Origin of the sequence: Sphingopyxis sp. CCNWLW2, from assembly GCF_037095755.1 — a bacterium.
Taxonomy (GTDB): Bacteria; Pseudomonadota; Alphaproteobacteria; order Sphingomonadales; family Sphingomonadaceae; genus Sphingopyxis.
In genome coordinates, this window is the sequence record NZ_JBAWKJ010000001.1 from 1,735,590 (window position 1) to 1,753,633 (window position 18,044).

Annotated in this window: 11 protein-coding genes; 9 read left to right on the forward strand and 2 right to left on the reverse strand. The window is 67.5% G+C overall.

What is annotated here, in order from left to right:
* Positions 1-82: 82 nt before the first annotated feature.
* From V8J55_RS08240 to trxA, 7 genes are read left to right on the forward strand one after another with little or no spacing between them, the layout of a single operon-like run.
* Positions 83-2,446, forward strand: coding sequence for a PAS domain-containing sensor histidine kinase (locus tag V8J55_RS08240; RefSeq protein ID WP_336445143.1), 2,364 nt, complete (start codon positions 83-85; stop codon positions 2,444-2,446).
* Entirely contained in the window at positions 2,443-2,895 is a 453-nt protein-coding gene (tsaE, locus tag V8J55_RS08245; RefSeq protein ID WP_336445144.1) for a tRNA (adenosine(37)-N6)-threonylcarbamoyltransferase complex ATPase subunit type 1 TsaE, read from the forward strand. Before V8J55_RS08240 ends, tsaE begins: the two co-directional genes overlap by 4 nt.
* Positions 2,892-3,863, forward strand: coding sequence for an aminoglycoside phosphotransferase family protein (locus V8J55_RS08250; RefSeq protein WP_336445722.1), 972 nt, complete (start codon positions 2,892-2,894; stop codon positions 3,861-3,863). The genes tsaE and V8J55_RS08250 overlap by 4 nt, the downstream gene beginning before the upstream one ends.
* On the forward strand, positions 3,860-4,579 hold the full coding sequence (locus tag V8J55_RS08255; protein WP_336445145.1) for a nucleotidyltransferase family protein: 720 nt from the start codon (positions 3,860-3,862) through the stop codon (positions 4,577-4,579). The genes V8J55_RS08250 and V8J55_RS08255 overlap by 4 nt, the downstream gene beginning before the upstream one ends.
* On the forward strand, positions 4,572-7,589 hold the full coding sequence (addB, locus tag V8J55_RS08260) for a double-strand break repair protein AddB (protein ID WP_336445146.1): 3,018 nt from the start codon (positions 4,572-4,574) through the stop codon (positions 7,587-7,589). The genes V8J55_RS08255 and addB overlap by 8 nt, the downstream gene beginning before the upstream one ends.
* Entirely contained in the window at positions 7,586-11,116 is a 3,531-nt protein-coding gene (addA, locus tag V8J55_RS08265; protein ID WP_336445147.1) for a double-strand break repair helicase AddA, read from the forward strand. The genes addB and addA overlap by 4 nt, the downstream gene beginning before the upstream one ends.
* A 33-nt stretch (positions 11,117-11,149) precedes the next feature.
* On the forward strand, positions 11,150-11,470 hold the full coding sequence (gene trxA / locus V8J55_RS08270) for a thioredoxin TrxA (protein WP_037513673.1): 321 nt from the start codon (positions 11,150-11,152) through the stop codon (positions 11,468-11,470).
* A 64-nt stretch (positions 11,471-11,534) separates the two neighbouring features.
* On the opposite strand, the gene V8J55_RS08275 is transcribed toward trxA, so the two are convergent.
* Complete coding sequence (locus V8J55_RS08275) at positions 11,535-12,233, reverse strand: CerR family C-terminal domain-containing protein (protein WP_336445148.1); 699 nt, start codon at positions 12,231-12,233, stop codon at positions 11,535-11,537.
* A gap of 244 nt (positions 12,234-12,477) precedes the next feature.
* On the opposite strand from V8J55_RS08275, the gene V8J55_RS08280 reads away from it, so the two are divergent.
* Together V8J55_RS08280 and V8J55_RS08285 are read left to right on the forward strand one after the other, a co-directional pair.
* Positions 12,478-14,742 carry a TonB-dependent receptor gene (locus V8J55_RS08280; RefSeq protein ID WP_336445149.1) on the forward strand — a complete coding sequence of 755 codons (2,265 nt, stop codon included), beginning with the start codon at positions 12,478-12,480 and terminating at the stop codon, positions 14,740-14,742.
* A 34-nt stretch (positions 14,743-14,776) separates the two neighbouring features.
* Positions 14,777-16,477: a sulfatase-like hydrolase/transferase gene (locus V8J55_RS08285; protein WP_336445150.1), complete on the forward strand. Its 1,701-nt coding sequence runs from the start codon at positions 14,777-14,779 to the stop codon at positions 16,475-16,477.
* A 10-nt stretch (positions 16,478-16,487) separates the two neighbouring features.
* Here V8J55_RS08285 and V8J55_RS08290 read toward each other — a convergent pair whose 3' ends face one another.
* Positions 16,488-17,993 carry an MFS transporter gene (locus V8J55_RS08290; protein WP_336445151.1) on the reverse strand — a complete coding sequence of 502 codons (1,506 nt, stop codon included), beginning with the start codon at positions 17,991-17,993 and terminating at the stop codon, positions 16,488-16,490.
* Between the last annotated feature and the right edge of the window lie 51 nt (positions 17,994-18,044).

Below are 18,044 nucleotides of genomic sequence, written 5' to 3' on the forward strand. Positions count from 1 at the left end.
GCGATTGAAACATGACTCTATCGCCTTTAGGGCTGGCGATCATGCGCGCGGGACATCCGGACAAGCGAGGAAATAAGACGGGATGAGCGGATCGCTTTCCCCGGCCTTTTTGTTCGCCCTCGGTCTGTTCGCCGCGCTCTGGCTGCTCGCCGGATTGTGGGCGACCGTGCGCGGGATCGCGATGCAGCGGCGAGCGGCGTTTGTCGCGGGGCAGGCCGAACGGCTCGCGAGCCTGGTCGAAGCGTCACCCCAATTGCCCGTGATCGTCCGCGCCGACTGGCGGATCGAGGCGAGCGAGCGGCTCGGCCGCTGGCTGGGGCTCGAACGCGGGCCGCGCAACTTCGACGAACTGCGCGGGCTGGGCAGCGGGCTCGACGCCGCGGGCCATGATGCGCTGCGGCAGGCGATCCTCGGCGCGCAGCGCGGCGCGAAGCCCTTTACGCTCAGCCTCAAGCCCGAAGGCGGCGACCGGGCGATCATCATCCACGGTGCCGCGGCGCCGAACGCGGTCGGCGGAGCGGGCGGGGTACTGCTCTGGCTGAGCGACGCGACCGACGGGCAGCGGGCGCTGGCGCACGCGCGCAGCGAGCGCGACGAGGCGATGGCGGCGTTCGAGGCCTTGTCGGGGCTGATCGAGGCGGCGCCTTTCCCGATGTGGTTCCGCGACACCGACCTTCATCTCGCGCTCGTCAACACCGCCTATGTCCGCGCGGTCGAGGCGAAGAGCGCGGTCGCGGTGATCGATGGCGCGGTCGAGCTGTGCGAAACCGTTGCCGGCGTCAGCGCCGCCGAAGCCGCCGACGAAGCGCGCATCGCGGGATCGGCGCAGGTCCGCACGATCCCGGTGACGATCGAGGGCGAGCGCCGCATCATGCGCGTCGTCGACGTGCCGCTGGCGCCCCAAGGCGGCCGCGTGATCGGGATTGCGGGCTATGCGATCGACATTCAGGAACTCGAAACCGAGCGCGGCGCGCACCGCCGCTTCGTCGATACCCAGCGCGAGCTGCTCGACCGGTTGTCGGCGGCGGTCGCGCAATTCGGTCCCGACCAGGGGCTCAATTTCGCCAATCTGCCGTTCCGCCGCCTGTTCGGCATCGAGTCCGACGATGTCGCCGAGGCGTTGCCGTTCGCGCGGCTGCTCGACGCGTGGCGCGAACGCGGGCGGACGCCCGAGGTGCGCAACTATCCCGAATGGCGGCAGGTCCATGTCGACTGGTTCGCGCAGGCGGGGGCGAGCGAAGAGGATTGGCTGCTCCGCGACGGCACGCACCTCCATGTCGTCGCGCAGCCGACCCCCGATGGCGGGCTGCTGCTGATCGCCGAGGACAAGACCGAGCAGGTGCAACTGGCGGGCGCGCGCGACACGTTGCTGCGCGTGCGCACCGCGACCTTCGACAATCTGTTCGAGGCGGTGGCGGTCTTCGCTCCCGACGGTCGGCTGCATCTGTGGAACCAGCGCTTCCGCCGCCTGTGGGGCATCGACGAGGGGACGCTCGCGGCGCACCCGCGCGTCGATGCGCTGATGGGCGGGCTAGCCGACCGCCTCGCCAAACCGAACCAGATCAGCATCGTGCAGGAAGTGATCCGTGCCGCGACATTGGAACGCCAGCAGCGCGTTGGCGAGGTCCGCTTCGCCGACGGGCGCCATTTCGATTTCGCGTCGATCCCGCTGCCCGACGGCAATGCCTTGCTCATCATGCTCGACATCACCGCGAGCCGGAAGATGGAGGGTGCGCTCCGCGACCGCAACGAGGCGCTCGAGGCCGCCGACAAGGCGAAGACCGCCTTCCTGTCGCGGATGAGCTATGAACTCCGCACGCCGCTGACCTCGATCGGCGGCTTCGGCGAGATGCTGCAGGCGGGCTATGCCGGCAAGCTCGGCGATCAGCAGCGCGTCTATATCGATGCGATCATGGATTCGGTCGCGGTACTCTCCCGCCAGATCGACAATGTGCTCGACCTCGCGCAGGGCGAGGCGGGAACGCTCGCGGTCGAGCGTGCGCCGGTCGATATCGGCGCGCTGCTCGAGGGCGCGCTCGCCAAGGCCAAACCCTTTGCCGACGGCGAGAAGGTCGAACTTGTCGGCAACATATCGGCGAACCTCGGCAGCATCGACGGCGACGCGCCGCGGCTGTCGCGCCTCGTCGCGGGGCTGCTCGACAATGCGGTGCGCTTCACCGCGCCGTCGCGCAAGTCGGGCGCGCGCGTGCTGCTCCACGCCGACGGCGATGCGTGCGGCGTCGACATCATCGTGTCGGATAATGGGCCGGGCATGCCCGAGGCGGCCGCGGCGGTGGCCAAGGGGCAGCAGGCGGGGACCGCCACCGGCGGCATCGGCCTCGCGCTCGCGCGCCAACTCGTCGCGGCGCATGGCGGGACGATGGAAGTCGTGAGCGAGCAAGGCCAGGGCACGCTCGTGCGGATCAGTCTGCCGCGCGCCGCATGACGGTTTTTACGAGCAACTACGGCTTGGACGATGCCGAGCGGATCGGCGCCGCGATCGGGACGGCGCTGATCGCGGGCGATGTCGTGCTGCTGTCGGGCGATCTCGGCGCGGGCAAGACGACGCTGGCGCGCGCGATGCTGAAGGCGCGCGGGCTCGCGGGCGAGGCGCCGAGCCCGACCTTTGCGATCGTTCAGCCCTATGCGCCGCCCGAGGTCGATCTGCCGATCGCACATGTCGATCTCTATCGCATCGAGGACAGCGACGAGCTGATCGAGCTTGGTCTCGACGACTATCGCTATGACGGCGCGCTGCTGATCGAATGGCCCGAACGGCTGGGCGGCGAAGGCTGGCCGGACGCGCTGCTGCTCACGATTTCGGGTGAGGGCGACGCGCGCGTCTTGACAGCGTCGGTGCCGCCCGCTTGGGGAGCAAGATGGCCGCTCCGATGATTCCGCCCGCCCATGCCCCGGCGTTCCTTGCCGCGCATGGCTGGGGCGACGCCCAGATTTTGCCGCTCGCCGGCGACGCGTCTTTCCGCCGCTATTTCCGGATCGTCGACGGCGACCGGCAGGCGGTACTGATGGACGCCCCGCCGCCGCACGAGGACCCGCGGCCGTTCATCGCGGTTGCCGAATTCCTGTGCGAACAGGGGCTGACCGCGCCGACGATCCTCGCGCGCGATCTGGAACAGGGCCTGCTGCTGATCGACGATTTCGGCGATGTGCGGCTGCGCGAAACGGTCGACGAGGCGCCGCACACCGAAGCGGATTATTATGCCGGGGTCACCGACCTGCTCGTCCACCTTCACGCGCGGCCGCCGATGGCCGGGCTGCCGGTGCACGGGCTCGATCAATGGCTCGATGAGGTGATGCTGTTCAGCGACTGGTATTGCCCGGCCTTCGATATCGAGGTCGATCGCGACGCGTTTCGCGCCGCATGGGCCGAGGTGCTGACGCCCGTCGAGCAGGACGGCCTGCCACGCGTCACGGTGCTGCGCGATTATCATGCCGAAAATATCATGCTGGTGCCCGGCAAGGACGGCATCGCGCATTACGGCCTGCTCGATTTCCAGGACGCGCTTGTTGGCCATCCCGCCTATGACCTCGCCTCGGTGCTCGAAGACGCGCGGCGCGACGTGAGCCCGGCGGTCGAGGCCGCGATGCTTGCGCGCTATCAGGCGGAGACCGGGCAGGACATCGAAGCCGCCTATTGGGCGCTCGCCGCGCAGCGCAATACGCGCATCCTCGGCGTCTTCGTGCGGCTGTGGAAACGCGACAACAAGCCGCATTACAAAAGCTTCCAGCCGCGCATGTGGGGCCTGCTCGAACGCGATCTTTCGCATCCGGCGCTTGTCCCCGTTCGGCAATGGTTCGACGCCAATGTGCCGCCCTCGAAACGGGCGGAGATTTGGCTGTGAGCGTGAAGATCGAAAGCGCGATGGTGATGGCGGCGGGGATCGGCAAGCGGATGCGCCCGCTCACCGCGACGCGTCCGAAACCGCTGGTGCGCGTCGCGGGCAAGGCGCTGATCGATCACAGCCTCGACCGGATCGAAGCGGCGGGGGTCGAGCATGTCGTCGTCAACGTCCATTATCTCGCCGACGCATTGGAAGCGCATCTCGCTGCGCAAAAGCGGCGCTTCAGCATAGCGATTTCGGACGAGCGCGACCTGCTGCTCGAAACCGGCGGCGGGATGGTCAAGGCGCTGCCGCAGCTTACGGGCGATCCGATCCTGATCGTCAACAGCGACAATATCTGGACCGACGGGCCCGAGGACAGCATCCGGCACCTTGCACGCCACTGGGACGGCGAGCGGATGGACGCGCTGCTGCTGCTGATCCGGCAGGCAAGCGCGACGGGGCACGGCGGGCGCGGCGATTTCCATATGGATGGCGACGGCAAGCTGTCGCGCCGCAAGCCGGGCCGGATCGCGCCCTTTGTCTATACCGGCATTCAGCTGATCTCGCCGCGCCTGCTCGCGGGCGCGCCCGAGGGGGCGTTTTCGACCAACATTTTGTGGGACCGCGCGATTGCGGCGGGGCGGCTCTATGGTCTGTCGCATATGGGGCAGTGGTTCGACGTCGGCACCCCGGCGAGCATCGCGCCGACCGAAGCCGCGCTGACGGATGGCTGACGCCAAACCCACCGTCTTTTCCATTCCCGTCCAGCGGGCCTTCGCCGATGCGCTCGCCGCCGGATTGATCGCCCGCTACGCCGACGGTGCGCTGGGGCTCGCACAGGGCCTGATTATATTGCCAAGCAATCGTGCGCGGAGCGCGGTGCAGGCGGCGTTCGTGCGCGCGGGCGGCAACGGACTGCTGATGCCGCGGCTCGCGGTGATCGGCGACGCCGACCTCGATGAAAGCGTCGCGCTCGCGCTCGACCCGATCGACGAGAGCGACGCCATTCCGCCCGCGATCGACGCGCTGAAGCGGCGGCTGATGCTCGCGGGGCTGATCGAGAAACATAATCCTGCCGGCGAAGACCCGATCACCGGCGCCGCGGCATTCCAGCTTGCCGAGGGGCTGGGGCGCGTGATCGATCAGCTTCATTATGAAGAGATCGCGCCCGCGCGGCTCGCCGATATCGAAAGCGCGCTCGGCGACCTTGCCGGGCATTGGCAGGCATCGTGGCGGCGGCTGTCTTTGCTCGTCGATCAGTGGCCGAAGCTGCTCGCCGCGACGGGGCATATCGACCGTGCCGATCGCCGCAACCGCCTGCTCGGTCGCGTGACCAAGGGTTGGCGCGTCGCGCCGCCCGCGCGCTTCGTGGTGGCGGCCGGTGTCACGACGGCCGCGCCTGCGATCGCGCGGCTGCTGCGCACCGTCGCCGATCTGGCCGAGGGGATGGTCGTGCTGCCGGGACTCGACCTCGGCATGGCGGGCGAGGAATGGGACGCGCTGGGGCCGGTGAAAGCCGACCCTGACAAGCCGGGTGAGCGCGCGCTCGAGACGCACCCGCAATATCATCTGAAGCTGCTGCTCGGCCGCATGGGTGTGTCGCGCGATGAGGTGCAGGCGTGGGACGCGACGTCGCCCTTCGACGGCCCCGATGCGCGCGCGCCCTTCACCTCGCTGCTCTTCGCGCCCGCCGCCTACACCGCGCGCTGGCAGCGGGCGGGCGACCTCGGCCCCGGCATTGCCGGAGTCACCGCGGCGGTGTTCGCCGACGACGGGCAGGAGGCGCAGGGGATCGCGCTGATGATGCGCCACGCGCTCGAAACGCCGACGCGCACCGCCGCGTTGGTGACGCCCGACCGCGCGCTTGCAACGCGCGTCGCGGCGGCGCTCGCGCGCTGGGACATATCGGTCGACGACAGCGCGGGACAGCCGCTCGGCCAGACGCCGCCGGGCGCGCTGCTGCTCGCGCTCGCCGAATTCGCCGCGGCGTTCGATCCGGTGCGGCTGGTGGCGCTGCTCGGGCACCCGCTCGTGCGCGGGGGCGAAACGCGGCTCGGCTGGCTCGACCAGGTGCGGCGGCTCGACCTTGTGCTGCGCGGCCCGGGGCTGGTGCCCGGCTGGGACGGCGTGACCGCGCGGATCGCCGAACGCGCCGCCGCTTCGAAATCGCGCGGCCATGCCGAAGCAGAGGCGATCGGCGACTGGTGGGGCGACGTCGCCGCCGGACTGGGCACCGCGCTGGCGCCGTTCGCGGCGGGCGTTCCTGCACCGCCTTCGGTGTTGCTCGGCGCGTTGCAGGCGGCGCTCGGCTGGCTGACCGGCGAGGGCGCATGGACGGGCCATGCCGGGCGCGCGCTGTCCGAAATCTTCGACCGCTGGGCGCTCGCGAAGGGCGATGGCCCGGCGCTCGTCGCGCCCGCCGATTTCCCCGCGATGCTCGCCGACCTCCTATCGGGCGAGAGCGTCCGGCCGCCCTATGGCGGGCACCCGCGCCTGTTTATCTGGGGTCTGCTCGAAGCGCGATTGCAGCGCGCCGATGTGATGATCCTCGGCGGGCTCGACGAAGGCCGCTGGCCGCAGCAGCAGAGCCCCGACCCGTGGCTCGCGCCCGGCATCCGCCGGATGCTTGGGCTGGCGGCGCCCGAGCGCCAGCAGGGTGCTGCGGCGCATGACTTCGCGGGTGCCTTCGCGGCGCGCGAAGTGGTGGTGACGCGCGCGCAGCGCAGCGGCGGCGACCCCGCGGTCGCGTCGCGCTTCTGGCTGCGGCTCGCGGCGCTCGCGGGCGAATTGCCCGAGGCGCGGCTGGGCGAGCAGGCGGTGGTGGCGCTTGCGGCGATGCTCGACGTTCCGCCGGGCGTCAGCGCGCCGGCCGAAAAGCCGCACCCCGCGCCGCCGCTCACGGCACGCCCCGACCAGATCAGCGTGACCGGGGTCGATCAGCTCGCGCGCGATCCCTTTGCCTTTTATGCGGCAAAGATATTGCGGCTGAGCGAGCTCGATCCGCTGAGCAGCGGCCCCGACGCCAAATGGTTCGGCATTCGCGTCCATAAATTCCTGCAGGACTGGCAGACGGCCGGACTGACCGAGGCCGCGTTCGATATCGAACTGGCCGCGCTGCGGGCCGATCCGGCGCTCGATTCGCTGGCCCGCGCTTTCTGGTTGCCCCGGATCGAGCCGTCACTGCGCTGGGCGGCCGAGCGCGTCTGGGCGTCGCGCGACGAACGCTGGCCGGTGGCGAATGAGGTGCGCGGCGAGCGGATCGTCGACGGCATCCGGCTGTACGGGACCGCCGACCGCGTCGACCAGACCGCCGACGGCACGCTGGCGATCGTCGATTACAAGACGGGTGCGGCGCCGTCGGCCAAATCGACGGGCGATGGGCTCAACAGCCAGCTTGGCCTCCTGGGCTTGCTCGCGCAGGAGGCTGGCCTCGGCGACCTCGCGCCCGAAATCGTCGACGCGTTCGAATATTGGGAATTGAAGCGCGACCGGAAAAAGGATGTCGATGGCGCGGTCAAGGCGATCCGCGGGCAAAAGCCCAAACCTGCGACGGCGGCAGCGGTCGTCGAGCGCGCGTGCGAAGTGCTCGCCGACCTGAGTGCGCGTTACCTGTTGGGGCAGGAGCCCTTTGTTCCGGGCGATACGGGCAAACGCTATGCCGATTTCGACCATCTGATGCGCCGCGACGAATGGTTCGGGCGCGGTGACGCCGACGATCGCGCGACCCACGCGGGGGCGGCATGATCGACCCCGACAAGCTGCTCAAAATGCTCGATGTCGGGCAGCGCGCCGCGGCGCAGCCCGACGATCATGTCTGGCTGGGCGCGTCGGCGGGGACGGGCAAGACGCAGGTACTGTCGGCGCGCGTGCTGCGCCTGATGCTCGAAGGCGTATCGCCCGAGGCGATCCTGTGCATCACCTTTACCAAGGCGGGCGCGGCCGAAATGGCGCATCGCATCCACGAGCGGCTCGCGATGTGGGTGCGGATGGACGACGGCGACCTGCGCACCGAACTCCGGGCCTTGGGGCTGGACCTTGAATTCATCGGCTATGACCGCGGCGTCCCGGCGCTGATCGAACGCGCGCGATCCTTGTTCGCGACGGTCATCGACAGCCCCGGCGGCGCCGTTCGCGTCCAGACGATCCACAGTTTTTGCCAGACCCTTCTCGCCAGCTTCCCGCTCGAGGCGCGAATCTTGCCGGGGTTTCGGGCGCTCGAAGATAGCGAGGCGCGCGCGCTGCAACGCGAGGTGCTGGGCAAGCTCTTGTCGCAATCGGGGGACGACGGCGATCATATGCGCAGCATCGCCGCGATGCTGTCGCGCCGGTTGGGGCAGGATGCCGCCATCGCCTTCCTCGCGCGCTGTGCGAGCAGCTTTACCGCGGCGAATGCCCCGCGCCTCGCGCCGCGCGCAACCGACCTGCGAACCGCGCTCGGCCTGCCGCAGGGCGACCCCGCCGACTGGCGGGCGGCGGCGATTGCGAACGGCGCCGTCGCCGATGCCGATATCGCGGCGGTGGCGCTCAGCGGCCGCGACTGGGCGACCAAGACCGGCGATGCGCGCGCCGATATCATGGACGACTGGCACCGCGCCGATTCGCATGGCCGCGCGGCGATGCTGGCCGCGGTGCGCGGCTGCTTCCTGACCGGGACGGGCGACCTGCGCGCCGACTATACCAAGGAAAAGGGCGCGATGCGCGGCTGCCTTGGCGCCGCCGAACGGATCGTTGCCGCCACCGGCGATCTTTTGGCAACCGCCACCGCGATGCAGGTCGCCGACGAGCTGGCGGCGGCGTGGGATCTCGGCAGCCGCTTTGCCGAAGCCTATGCCCTCGCCAAGCGCGACAAGGGCTATGCCGATTTCGACGATCTGATCAGCATCGCCGGCCACCTGCTGGCCACCGGCGATTTCGGCGACTGGGTGCGCTTCAAACTCGACCAGCGCACCGATCATATTTTGGTCGACGAGGCGCAGGACACCAACGCGCGGCAATGGGCGATCATCCTCTCGCTCGCGGCGGAGTTTTTCGCCGGGCTGGGCGCGAAGGACGACCGCGTCCGCACGATGTTCACCGTCGGCGACCGCAAGCAGGCGATCTTCGGCTTTCAGGGCACCGAACCCGCGGCGTTCGAGGCGGCGCGAATCCGCTTTGGCGAGCGCGCGGCGGCGGGCGGCAGGCCGTTCGAGGATGTCGATCTCGACACCAACTACCGCTCGAGCCCCGCGGTGCTCGACGTCGTCGATGCGTGGATCGCGGCGGGCGCGCCCGAACTGATGGGGCTGGAAAGCGACGAGCCGCCGCACATCCCCGCCGATTTCAACCGCGACCGCGCGGGCCGCGTCGAGCTGTGGGAGCCGCTGCCGGTCGGCAAGGCGCTCGATGCTGCCGCCGATGACGAGGGCGATCGCGAGGACGGCGAAGAAGACACCGGACCGGGCGACTCCTCCGCAGCGGCGAGTGATCCCGCAAGCCTGCGCCTGTCGCGCGCGATTGCCGACGAGGTGCAGGACTGGATCGAACATGGCAAGGACGGGCGGAGCGTCGCGCCGGGCGATATATTGATCCTCGTCCGTCGCCGCCGCGACCTTGCGGCGCGGATCGTCGCGCGGCTGCAATCGCGGCACGTGCCGGTCGCGGGGGTCGATCGTTTTTCGCTGACGCAGTCGCTCGCGGTGCAGGATCTGCTCGCGGCGATGCGCTTCGCGGTCCAGCCGCTCGACGACCTCAACCTCGCCGCCTTGCTTGTCTCGCCGCTGCTCGGCTGGACGCAGGACGATCTGTTCGGCTTTGCTCATGGCCGCAAGGGCCGCGCCTTGTGGGAACAGCTCCGCGCGCGCGAAAGCGAAGCGCCGCCCGAAACGATGGCGGCGCTGCGCGGATTGCTCGGCATGGCCGACTTCACCACGCCCTTCCGTTTCCTCGACGCCATCCTGTCGGGGGCGCTGGGCGGGCGGCGCAAGCTCTACCGCCGGCTCGGCCGCGAAGCGCGCGATCCGATCGACGAATTGCTCGGGCAGGCGCTCGCCTTCGAACGGCGGGAGGCGCCGTCGCTGCTCGGCTTCCTCGCCCACATCGCCGCCAGCACCGCCGAGATCAAACGCCAGACCGAGGCGCGCAGCGACGTCGTACGGGTGATGACCGTCCACGGGTCCAAGGGGCTGCAGGCGCCGATCGTCATCCTCGCCGACGCGACCGACGATCCGCGGCCGCGGCGGCTGACCTTCGACCTGTCGACGGGCGCGTGGGAGAAGTTGCCGGTATTCGGCCTGGGCAAGGACGAACGCCACGGCGCGATCGCCAAAGCGCATGACGACAAGGAAGCGGCCGAGCGCGAGGAACATTGGCGATTGCTCTATGTCGCGATGACGCGCGCCGAGGAATTGCTGGTGGTCACCGGAATCACCAAGACCGCCGACCGCAGCCTGCCCGATAATAATTGGCACAGCGCGGTCGACGCGGTGATGGCCGACATGGGTGCAGACTGGCAGGATGCCGGGCCGCGCTGGGGCAGCAAGCGCGTGTATGCGGTGCAGCCGAAGAAATGGGCGCGTCCGCCGAAGGACAAGGCGCGGCAGGTGGCGCCGCCGGTTGTTGTGCCGCCCTGGGCGACGCAGTTCGCCCCCGAAGAAGCGCGCCCTCCGCGTCCGCTCGCGCCATCGGCGCTGGGCGAGGACGATGTCGCGTCGCCGCCGCAGGGGGGCGAGCGTGCGGTCGCGGTCGAGCGCGGGTTGCTGCTCCACGCGCTGTTCGAGCGATTGCCGCCGGTCTTGGCGGGGCGTCGGCGCGCGGCGGCATTGCACTGGCTTTCGGTACAGGCGGCGGCGCTTGACGAGGGCGAGCGCGCGGCGATGGTCGATGAGGTGCTTGGCGTTCTTGAGGATCCGGCGCATTCCGCGCTTTTCGGCCCCGGCTCGCTGGGCGAAGTGCCGCTGTCGGCGGTTGTCGACGGCGTGGTCGTCGCGGGGATCGTCGACCGGTTGCTGGTGACCGATGATACTGTGACGGTGATCGACTATAAGACCGGGCGGCATGTGCCGGCGCGCGCCGGCGATGTCGCGCCCGCCTATCTGCGGCAAATGGCGGCCTATCGCGATGCGCTGAAGGTGATTTTTCCCGGCCGGCGCGTCGAGGCGGCGTTGCTCTATACGGCCGGGCCCCGGCTGGTCGCGCCGGGCGATGATCTGCTCGATGCGTACAAGCCGGGCTTGCCCGCAACCAAGGCGAATTTGCCGGGTTGGGCCCTTGAGCCGGACGCGCCGACGCCTTAGCTTGAGGGCAACGATATTTCAGGAGTTCAGACTATGAGTACCAAAGCGATCACCGACGCCAGCTTCCAGAGCGACGTGCTCGACAGCGACACCCCCGTGCTCGTCGATTTCTGGGCCGAATGGTGCGGTCCGTGCAAGATGATCGGCCCGTCGCTCGAGGAAATCTCCGACGAACTCGCGGGCAAGGTGGTGATTGCCAAGATCAACATCGACGAAAACCCCGACGCGCCGGGCAAATATGGCGTGCGCGGCATCCCGACGATGATCCTGTTCAAGAATGGCGAGATCGCCGACACCAAGGTCGGCGCAGCGCCGAAGAGCGCGCTCAAGGGCTGGCTCGAGGGCGCGCTCTGACCCCATTTTCGTCATCCCGGACCAAGTCCGGGGTGACGATATTATTTGAGCTCAGCCATCGAGCCTACATCCGGTCGATCTGGAGATGCAGGACTTTCGTGACAAGCGCTAGCTCCGCGGCGCCGATTCCCGACCAGCCCATCGCCCTTTGCGCAACGACCCTCCGGGTATGGAACGACGGGATGCTCGATACGAGCAAGATCGATTGCACACGCGATTCGGCTGATACGTCGGGCTCCGACTTGATCCGGGATATCAGCCGCGCGTTCCGTTCGATCCCGGGCAGCCACAGACGGTCGTAAAAGATATCGAAGGCCGGGCCCGGCTCGGCGAGTTCGCGGGCGATGATTCCGCTGCCGAGCCCATAGGTCGCGTTGCCCAAAATCAGGTCCACCGATGCGGCCATCAGCTCTTTGAGCGCGCCGCGCGCCTCTTCCGGGCCCGATGCCGCCTCGATCGTCCGCCTTGCCGCGGTCACGGCATCATGGTTCGCGCGTTCGAAACGCGCCACAATCTCTTCGGCGCACGCGCGATACAGCCCTTCCTTGCTGCCGAAATAATAGTTCAGCGGCGGAAGCGTCGTCTTCGCCCGTTCGGCGATGCGGCGCGTCGTCGCGGATTTAAATCCCGCCGCCCCGAACTCGATCAGCGCCGCGTCCAATATGCGCTGGCGCGACTGGTCGCCCTTGCGCGACGCGTTCGACACCGCGTCTCTTCCGGGCTGTGCAACGGGCCCTTCGACCGTATCTCCCATCGTCATCATCAACCTCAAAGCTCTTCGCTACATTCGATCTGCCGTGCGTAAAGCAAATGGCTGCAGGTTGGCAAACATCCGATTTCCGGCGGAATATCGGGCTTTCGATGCCCTTTTGAAAAATACTTAGAATGCTATTGATTTCGATCATTTCAAAATATATCACTTGATACATAATATGGGAGGCCGCGGAGTCGAGGGCGCTGGGAACGCGCCCCCGGGGGCGTCGGCCGCGAACATGGGAGAGAGATGGATGACACGCCACCACCGGGCCTTGACGGCGCTCGCCACCGGAAGCTTGATGATCGCGGTTGCCCACCCCGCGGCGGCGCAGGAGCTCGAAGCGGCCGGGGCGACCGAAGCGGCGGGCAGCGAAGATATCATCGTCACCGCCTCGCGCCGCCCGCAAACGCTCCAGGAAGTGCCGATTTCGGTGGGCGTCGTCACCGGCGCTGCGATCGAGCAGCAGGGCCAGCGCCTGTTCACCGACCTCCAGTCGTCGGTTCCCAACCTCCAGATCGACAACACCAACGGCAATTACGCGATCACCATTCGCGGGCTCGGGTCGGGCGCGAATAATCTGGCGTTCGAGCAATCGGTCGGGCTGTTCGTCGACGGCGTCTATTCCAGCCGCGCGCGTTCGTTGCAGGTGCCGTTCCTCGACGTCGAGCGCATCGAGGTTGTTCGCGGCCCGCAGGGCGCATTGTTCGGCAAGAACACCAATGCCGGTGCGATCAGCATGGTGACACGCCGCCCGACCCGCGATTTCGAAGCCGAATTCCGCGCCGGCACCGAACTGGCCGAAGGCGGCATGAATTTCAGCGGCTATCTGTCGGGACCGATCAGCGACACGTTGAGCGTCCGGTTGAGCGGCGGCGCCGGACAGGCCGACGGCTATATCGAAAACCGGCTGACGGGCTTCGACGACAATGGGTCGAAATACCGCTCGGGACGCGTGCAATTGCTGTGGGAGCCGAGCGAGGATTTCGAGATCCTGCTCAAGGCCGAGGGGTTCCGCAACGAGATCAACGGGTCGAACGCGGTCTACAACAATATCGGCAATCCGAACTGCAACCTCTGCAACATCATCCGCAACGCCAGCGGCGGCGCCGATGCACAGGACAAGCCCGGTTTCTGGCGCTTCAGCCGCGGTTTTCCGGAGGAATATGACGTCACCAAGTCGCGCACCGGCGCGATGACGATGAACTGGACCCCGGGCGACTGGTCGGTCACCTCGATCACCGCCTATCAGGCGGTGGATTCGGAGCGCACCTTCAACACCATTCCGGGGCCGATCAACCTGCTCAACACGCTGCAGGCCGAAGAGAGCAGCCAGTTCTTCCAGGAACTGCGCGTCTCGCGCGACGTCGCCGCCGGGATCAACCTTGCATTCGGCGCGACTTACACCGATGCCGACCTCGATATCCTGCAGCTCGTCAGCTACAACGGCAATCTGGTCGGGACGACATTGCCGCAGGCCGAGGGGAAGCGTGGCTTTACCCAGTCGTCCTGGTCGCTGTCGCCCTTTGCGATCGTCGAGGCCGAACTCACCGACGCGCTGACCTTCAGCGGCAGCCTGCGCTACAGCCATGAAAAGAAGGATGCGCGCGGGACGAGCACCAACGTCGGGCCGCGCATTCCCGCGAACAACCTCGATTTCGACATCAGCGGCAGCCGCACCGAGAAACTCTGGGATTATTCGCTGCGCCTCCGCTACGAATTCAGCCCGGCGGTGTCGGCCTATGTCAGCTATGCGACGGGCACGAAGGGCGGGGGGTTCCTGTCGAACGACGGGCTCCTCCTCTATAACATCCGCAACAACAATGGCCGTTTCGACTTCGACGACGAACGCGCGCGCGCGTGGGAACTCGGCACGAAGATGCGCCTGTTCGATCGCAAGCTCGACCTCGACATCGCGCTGTTCCGGACGCGCTTCGCCAATCTGCAGGTGTCGTCGTTCAACGGCACCGCCTTCATCACCGGCAACGCCGCCAAGGCAACCGCGCAAGGCGTCGAGGTCGAGGCGCGTTACCGGCCGAGCTCGATCGTCAGCCTCGGCGCGACGGGGGCGTATCTGGACGCGAAATATAACGACTATCCGGGCGGCCCCTGCCTCTACGACGCCCCGGCGACGTGCCGACCCGCGACGAACAATCTGTCCGGCGTGCGCCTGACCCGCGCGCCCGAATGGAAGGCGTCGGGCTATGTGCAGTTCGATGTGCCGGTCAGCGATGACCTGATCGTCAGCGCCCGCGGCGCCGCCGATTACACGTCGAAATCCTATCTGCAGGGCGACCTGAACCCGCTCAATACGCAGCCGGGTTACGCGAAGTTCGATGCGCGCCTCGCGATCCGCAAGGAAGATGGCGCGTGGGAACTCGCGCTCGTCGGGCGTAACCTGACGAACGAGGTGACCTTCAGCCAGGCGATCAACACGCCGCTGCTCGGCGGGAACAGTCATGTCGTGATGATCAACGCGCCGCGGACGGTCAATCTGGAAGCGGTGCTGCGTTTCTAGGCACGGCATCGATTGGACATGGAAAGGCCCTGAGATGGTTTGGACAGTTGACCGCCGCACATTCGTCGGCGGGCTGGGCGGCGCCGGGGCGCTCGCGGCGTCGGGCGCGCGGGCCAGCGTGTCCGCGGCGGACGGGCGCAAGCTCAACATCCTGATGATCGTCACCGATCAGGAACAGAGCGTCGCGAGCTTCCCGAAGGGGCTGCTCGAAAAGCTGCCGGGGCACCGCGAATTGATGGCGCGCGGGCTGCTCGTCGAAAATTACCATGTCCAGACGACCCCGTGCAGCCCGTCGCGCTCGACGATCTTTACCGGGCATCACACCCAGCGCACGGGCATCTATCTGAACTCGAGCGGAGCCGACGATCCGGTGCTGCCGACCGACCTGCCGACGCTGGGGCACATGATGCGGTCGGCGGGCTATTACACCAGTTACAAGGGGAAATGGCACCTTTCGCCGATCAACGAAAAGCGCAACTGGAACCAGGTGTCGGGCATGATCTACCCGGCCACCGAGAAGGCCATGGAAGAATATGGCTTCGACGATTACGGCTTCGATGGCGAGGCGGTCGGCCTGACGTGGGACGGCTATCGGCACGACCAATATATCGCCGCTGACGCCTCGCGCAGCATCCTCGATTTCAAGGAACGCGACAAGGCGGCCGGCAAACCCTGGTTCATGGTCGTCGGCCTGCTCAATCCGCACGACATCATGTTCTATGATGCGACCGGAAAACAGACGGCATCGCGCGCGCATCCCAATCTTCTGGGGCCGCTGCGCCGCGAACCCGGCGACCCGCTCTACGCCGAGGACAATGGCTTCGATCTGCCCGAAAGCTTCCACAGCGACGATCTGAGCGGCAAGCCCGAGGCGCATCGGGGGATCGTCGCATCGAGCACGCGCACCTATGGCGCGCTGGATCACGCCGACGAAGCGTCCTGGCGCCGCTTCCGCAACTATTACTACAATTGCATTCGCGACATGGACCGGCGGATCGGCCAGCTTTTGTGGGCGCTGGAAGCCAGCGGCCAGATGGAAAACACCATCATCCTCTTCACCTCCGATCATGGCGAACGCGCCGGCGCGCACGGGATGCGGCAAAAGGGCGGCACCATCTATCGCGAGGAAACCAACGTGCCGATGATGATCGTCCATCCCGATGCGCCGGGCGGACGCCGGTCGCGCGGCCTGATGAGCGCGGTCGATATCGCACCGACGCTGCTCGCGCTCGCCGGCAAGGATACCGGCTGGCGGAAGGAGCATTATCCGGACCTGCCGGGGGTCGATATGACGCCCTTGCTGGCGGACCCCGATGCCCGGACCGAACGCGACATTCGGGGGCATTTGTTCAACTATGCCGTGGGCTATGGCTGGGCGCCGAAGGCGGGACAGCCCGCGGCCGCCCCCTTCACCGACCGTTTCGACCTGACGCGACGGCGGCTGCACCGCGGGGTGCATGACGGCCGCTGGAAATTCGCCCGCTATTTCGCCCCGGCGCATCATCGGCAGCCGCGAAACTGGGCGGAGTTGTCGGCGAACAACGACCTTGAACTTTACGATACGCACGCCGATCCCAATGAAATCGTCAACCTGGCATCGCACCCCGATCAACGACGAAATCTGCTGCGCCTCAACGCCATGGCCAATGCGCTGATCGCGCGCGAAGTCGGCCGCGACGATGGCAGCGAATATCCGGGGCCGACCGAGATATATAATCGGCCATGGCCGGGATGAGCGAGGATCGTCAGCCCTGGCGGGCCTCGGCCGGGGCCGGTGGGTTGACCCGGGTCATCGCGGCGATTGCCAGCAGCAAGGCAAAGGCAGCGAACGCCATCGTATAGATGGGCTCGCCCGGAAACAGCGCTTGCATGATTGATCCCATCACCGTCGCGACGAGCAATTGCGGGACGACGACGAAGACGTTGAAGAGCCCCATATAGATGCCGAGCTTCGCTTGCGGCAGGCTGGAGGCGAGGATCGCATAGGGCATCGCGAGGACGGACGCCCAGAAAATGCCGATGAAGATTTCGCTGACGATCAGCTGCGACGGGTCGCGGAGCAGGAAGAAGCTGGCATACCCGACCGCGCCGCACGCGAGGCCGACCATGTGCGTGCGCGCCTGCCCAAAGCGGCGCGCGAGCCAGGGGAGCAAGGTCAGCGCCGCGACTGCGGCGACGCCGTTGTAGATGGCGAACAGCTGGCCGACCCAGTTGCCCGCGTCCTGATAGGCGGCGCTGGCGGCGTCGGTCGTTCCGAAATGATATTGGGCGACGATCGGGGTGGTGTTGATCCACATGATGAACAGCGCCGACCAGCTGAAAAACTGGACGAGCGCCAGCCGCTTCATCAGTGGCGGCATGCCGGAGAAGTCGCCGACGATGCTCGACAGCATATTCTTGTCGTTGCCGCGTCGCGCCAGCGCGATCGCGATAATGCTTGCAAGGCCGTAGCCGATGAGCAGCGCGCCGAGCAGCAGCACTTCGCGAAGCAGCGCAAAATGCTGCTGGGCGAGGAGGATGAGCAGTCCCGCGCCGATCCAGAGCATGCTGGCGCCATAGCTGTGCGATGCGAGCGCGCGGACCGGAGACCCGTCGCCGGGCGATCCGGCTTCGAATGCCGCCATCTGTTCGGGGCTATATTCGCCCGTTGTGACGACGGTCCAGAGCACCGCGAGGAACAGCGCGATCCCGCCGAACCAGAAGGCATAGCGCACCGTATCGGGAATCTGCCCCGGCGGCGCGACATTCGCGACCCCCATCGCCTCCATCAGCGAGGGAAAGAGCGACCCGACGACGGCGCCCGCGCCGATGAACGCGGTCTGCACCGCATAGCCGACGCTGTGCTGGTCCTTGCGCAGCATGTCGCCGACGAAGGCGCGGAAGGGTTCCATCGAGATGTTGAGCGAGGCGTCGAGGATCCACAGCATCATCGCGGCGAACCAGATCGCGGGGCTTTCGGGCATGACGAACAGCGCGATCGCGGCGAGGATCGCGCCGGCGAGAAAGTAGGGACGGCGGCGTCCGAGCCGGCCGAGCCAGGTCCGGTCGCTCATATGCCCGACGATCGGCTGCACGAGCAGCCCGGTCAGCGGCGCGGCGACCCACAGGCCGGGGAGGCGTTCGATATCCTCGCCCAGCGACTGGAAAATCCGGCTCATATTCGCATTTTGCAGCGCGAAGCCGATCTGGATGCCGAAAAAGCCGAAGCTGATATTCCATAGGCCGGCAAAGCCCTGCTTCGGCTTTTCCATCATGCGTCTCCCCTGAGGCCGTCGGTCGCGGCTTCCGTTGGGCCGGGTGTC

Coding starts and splice junctions, on each gene's coding strand:
- addA (WP_336445147.1), top strand. CDS start 7,586: ATGATCGACCCCGACAAGCTGCTCAAAATGCTCGATGTCGGGCAGCGC.
- addB (WP_336445146.1), top strand. CDS start 4,572: ATGGCTGACGCCAAACCCACCGTCTTTTCCATTCCCGTCCAGCGGGCC.
- trxA (WP_037513673.1), top strand. CDS start 11,150: ATGAGTACCAAAGCGATCACCGACGCCAGCTTCCAGAGCGACGTGCTC.
- V8J55_RS08240 (WP_336445143.1), top strand. CDS start 83: ATGAGCGGATCGCTTTCCCCGGCCTTTTTGTTCGCCCTCGGTCTGTTC.
- V8J55_RS08275 (WP_336445148.1), bottom strand. CDS start 12,233: ATGATGACGATGGGAGATACGGTCGAAGGGCCCGTTGCACAGCCCGGA.
- tsaE (WP_336445144.1), top strand. CDS start 2,443: ATGACGGTTTTTACGAGCAACTACGGCTTGGACGATGCCGAGCGGATC.
- V8J55_RS08280 (WP_336445149.1), top strand. CDS start 12,478: ATGACACGCCACCACCGGGCCTTGACGGCGCTCGCCACCGGAAGCTTG.
- V8J55_RS08285 (WP_336445150.1), top strand. CDS start 14,777: ATGGTTTGGACAGTTGACCGCCGCACATTCGTCGGCGGGCTGGGCGGC.
- V8J55_RS08290 (WP_336445151.1), bottom strand. CDS start 17,993: ATGGAAAAGCCGAAGCAGGGCTTTGCCGGCCTATGGAATATCAGCTTC.
- V8J55_RS08250 (WP_336445722.1), top strand. CDS start 2,892: ATGATTCCGCCCGCCCATGCCCCGGCGTTCCTTGCCGCGCATGGCTGG.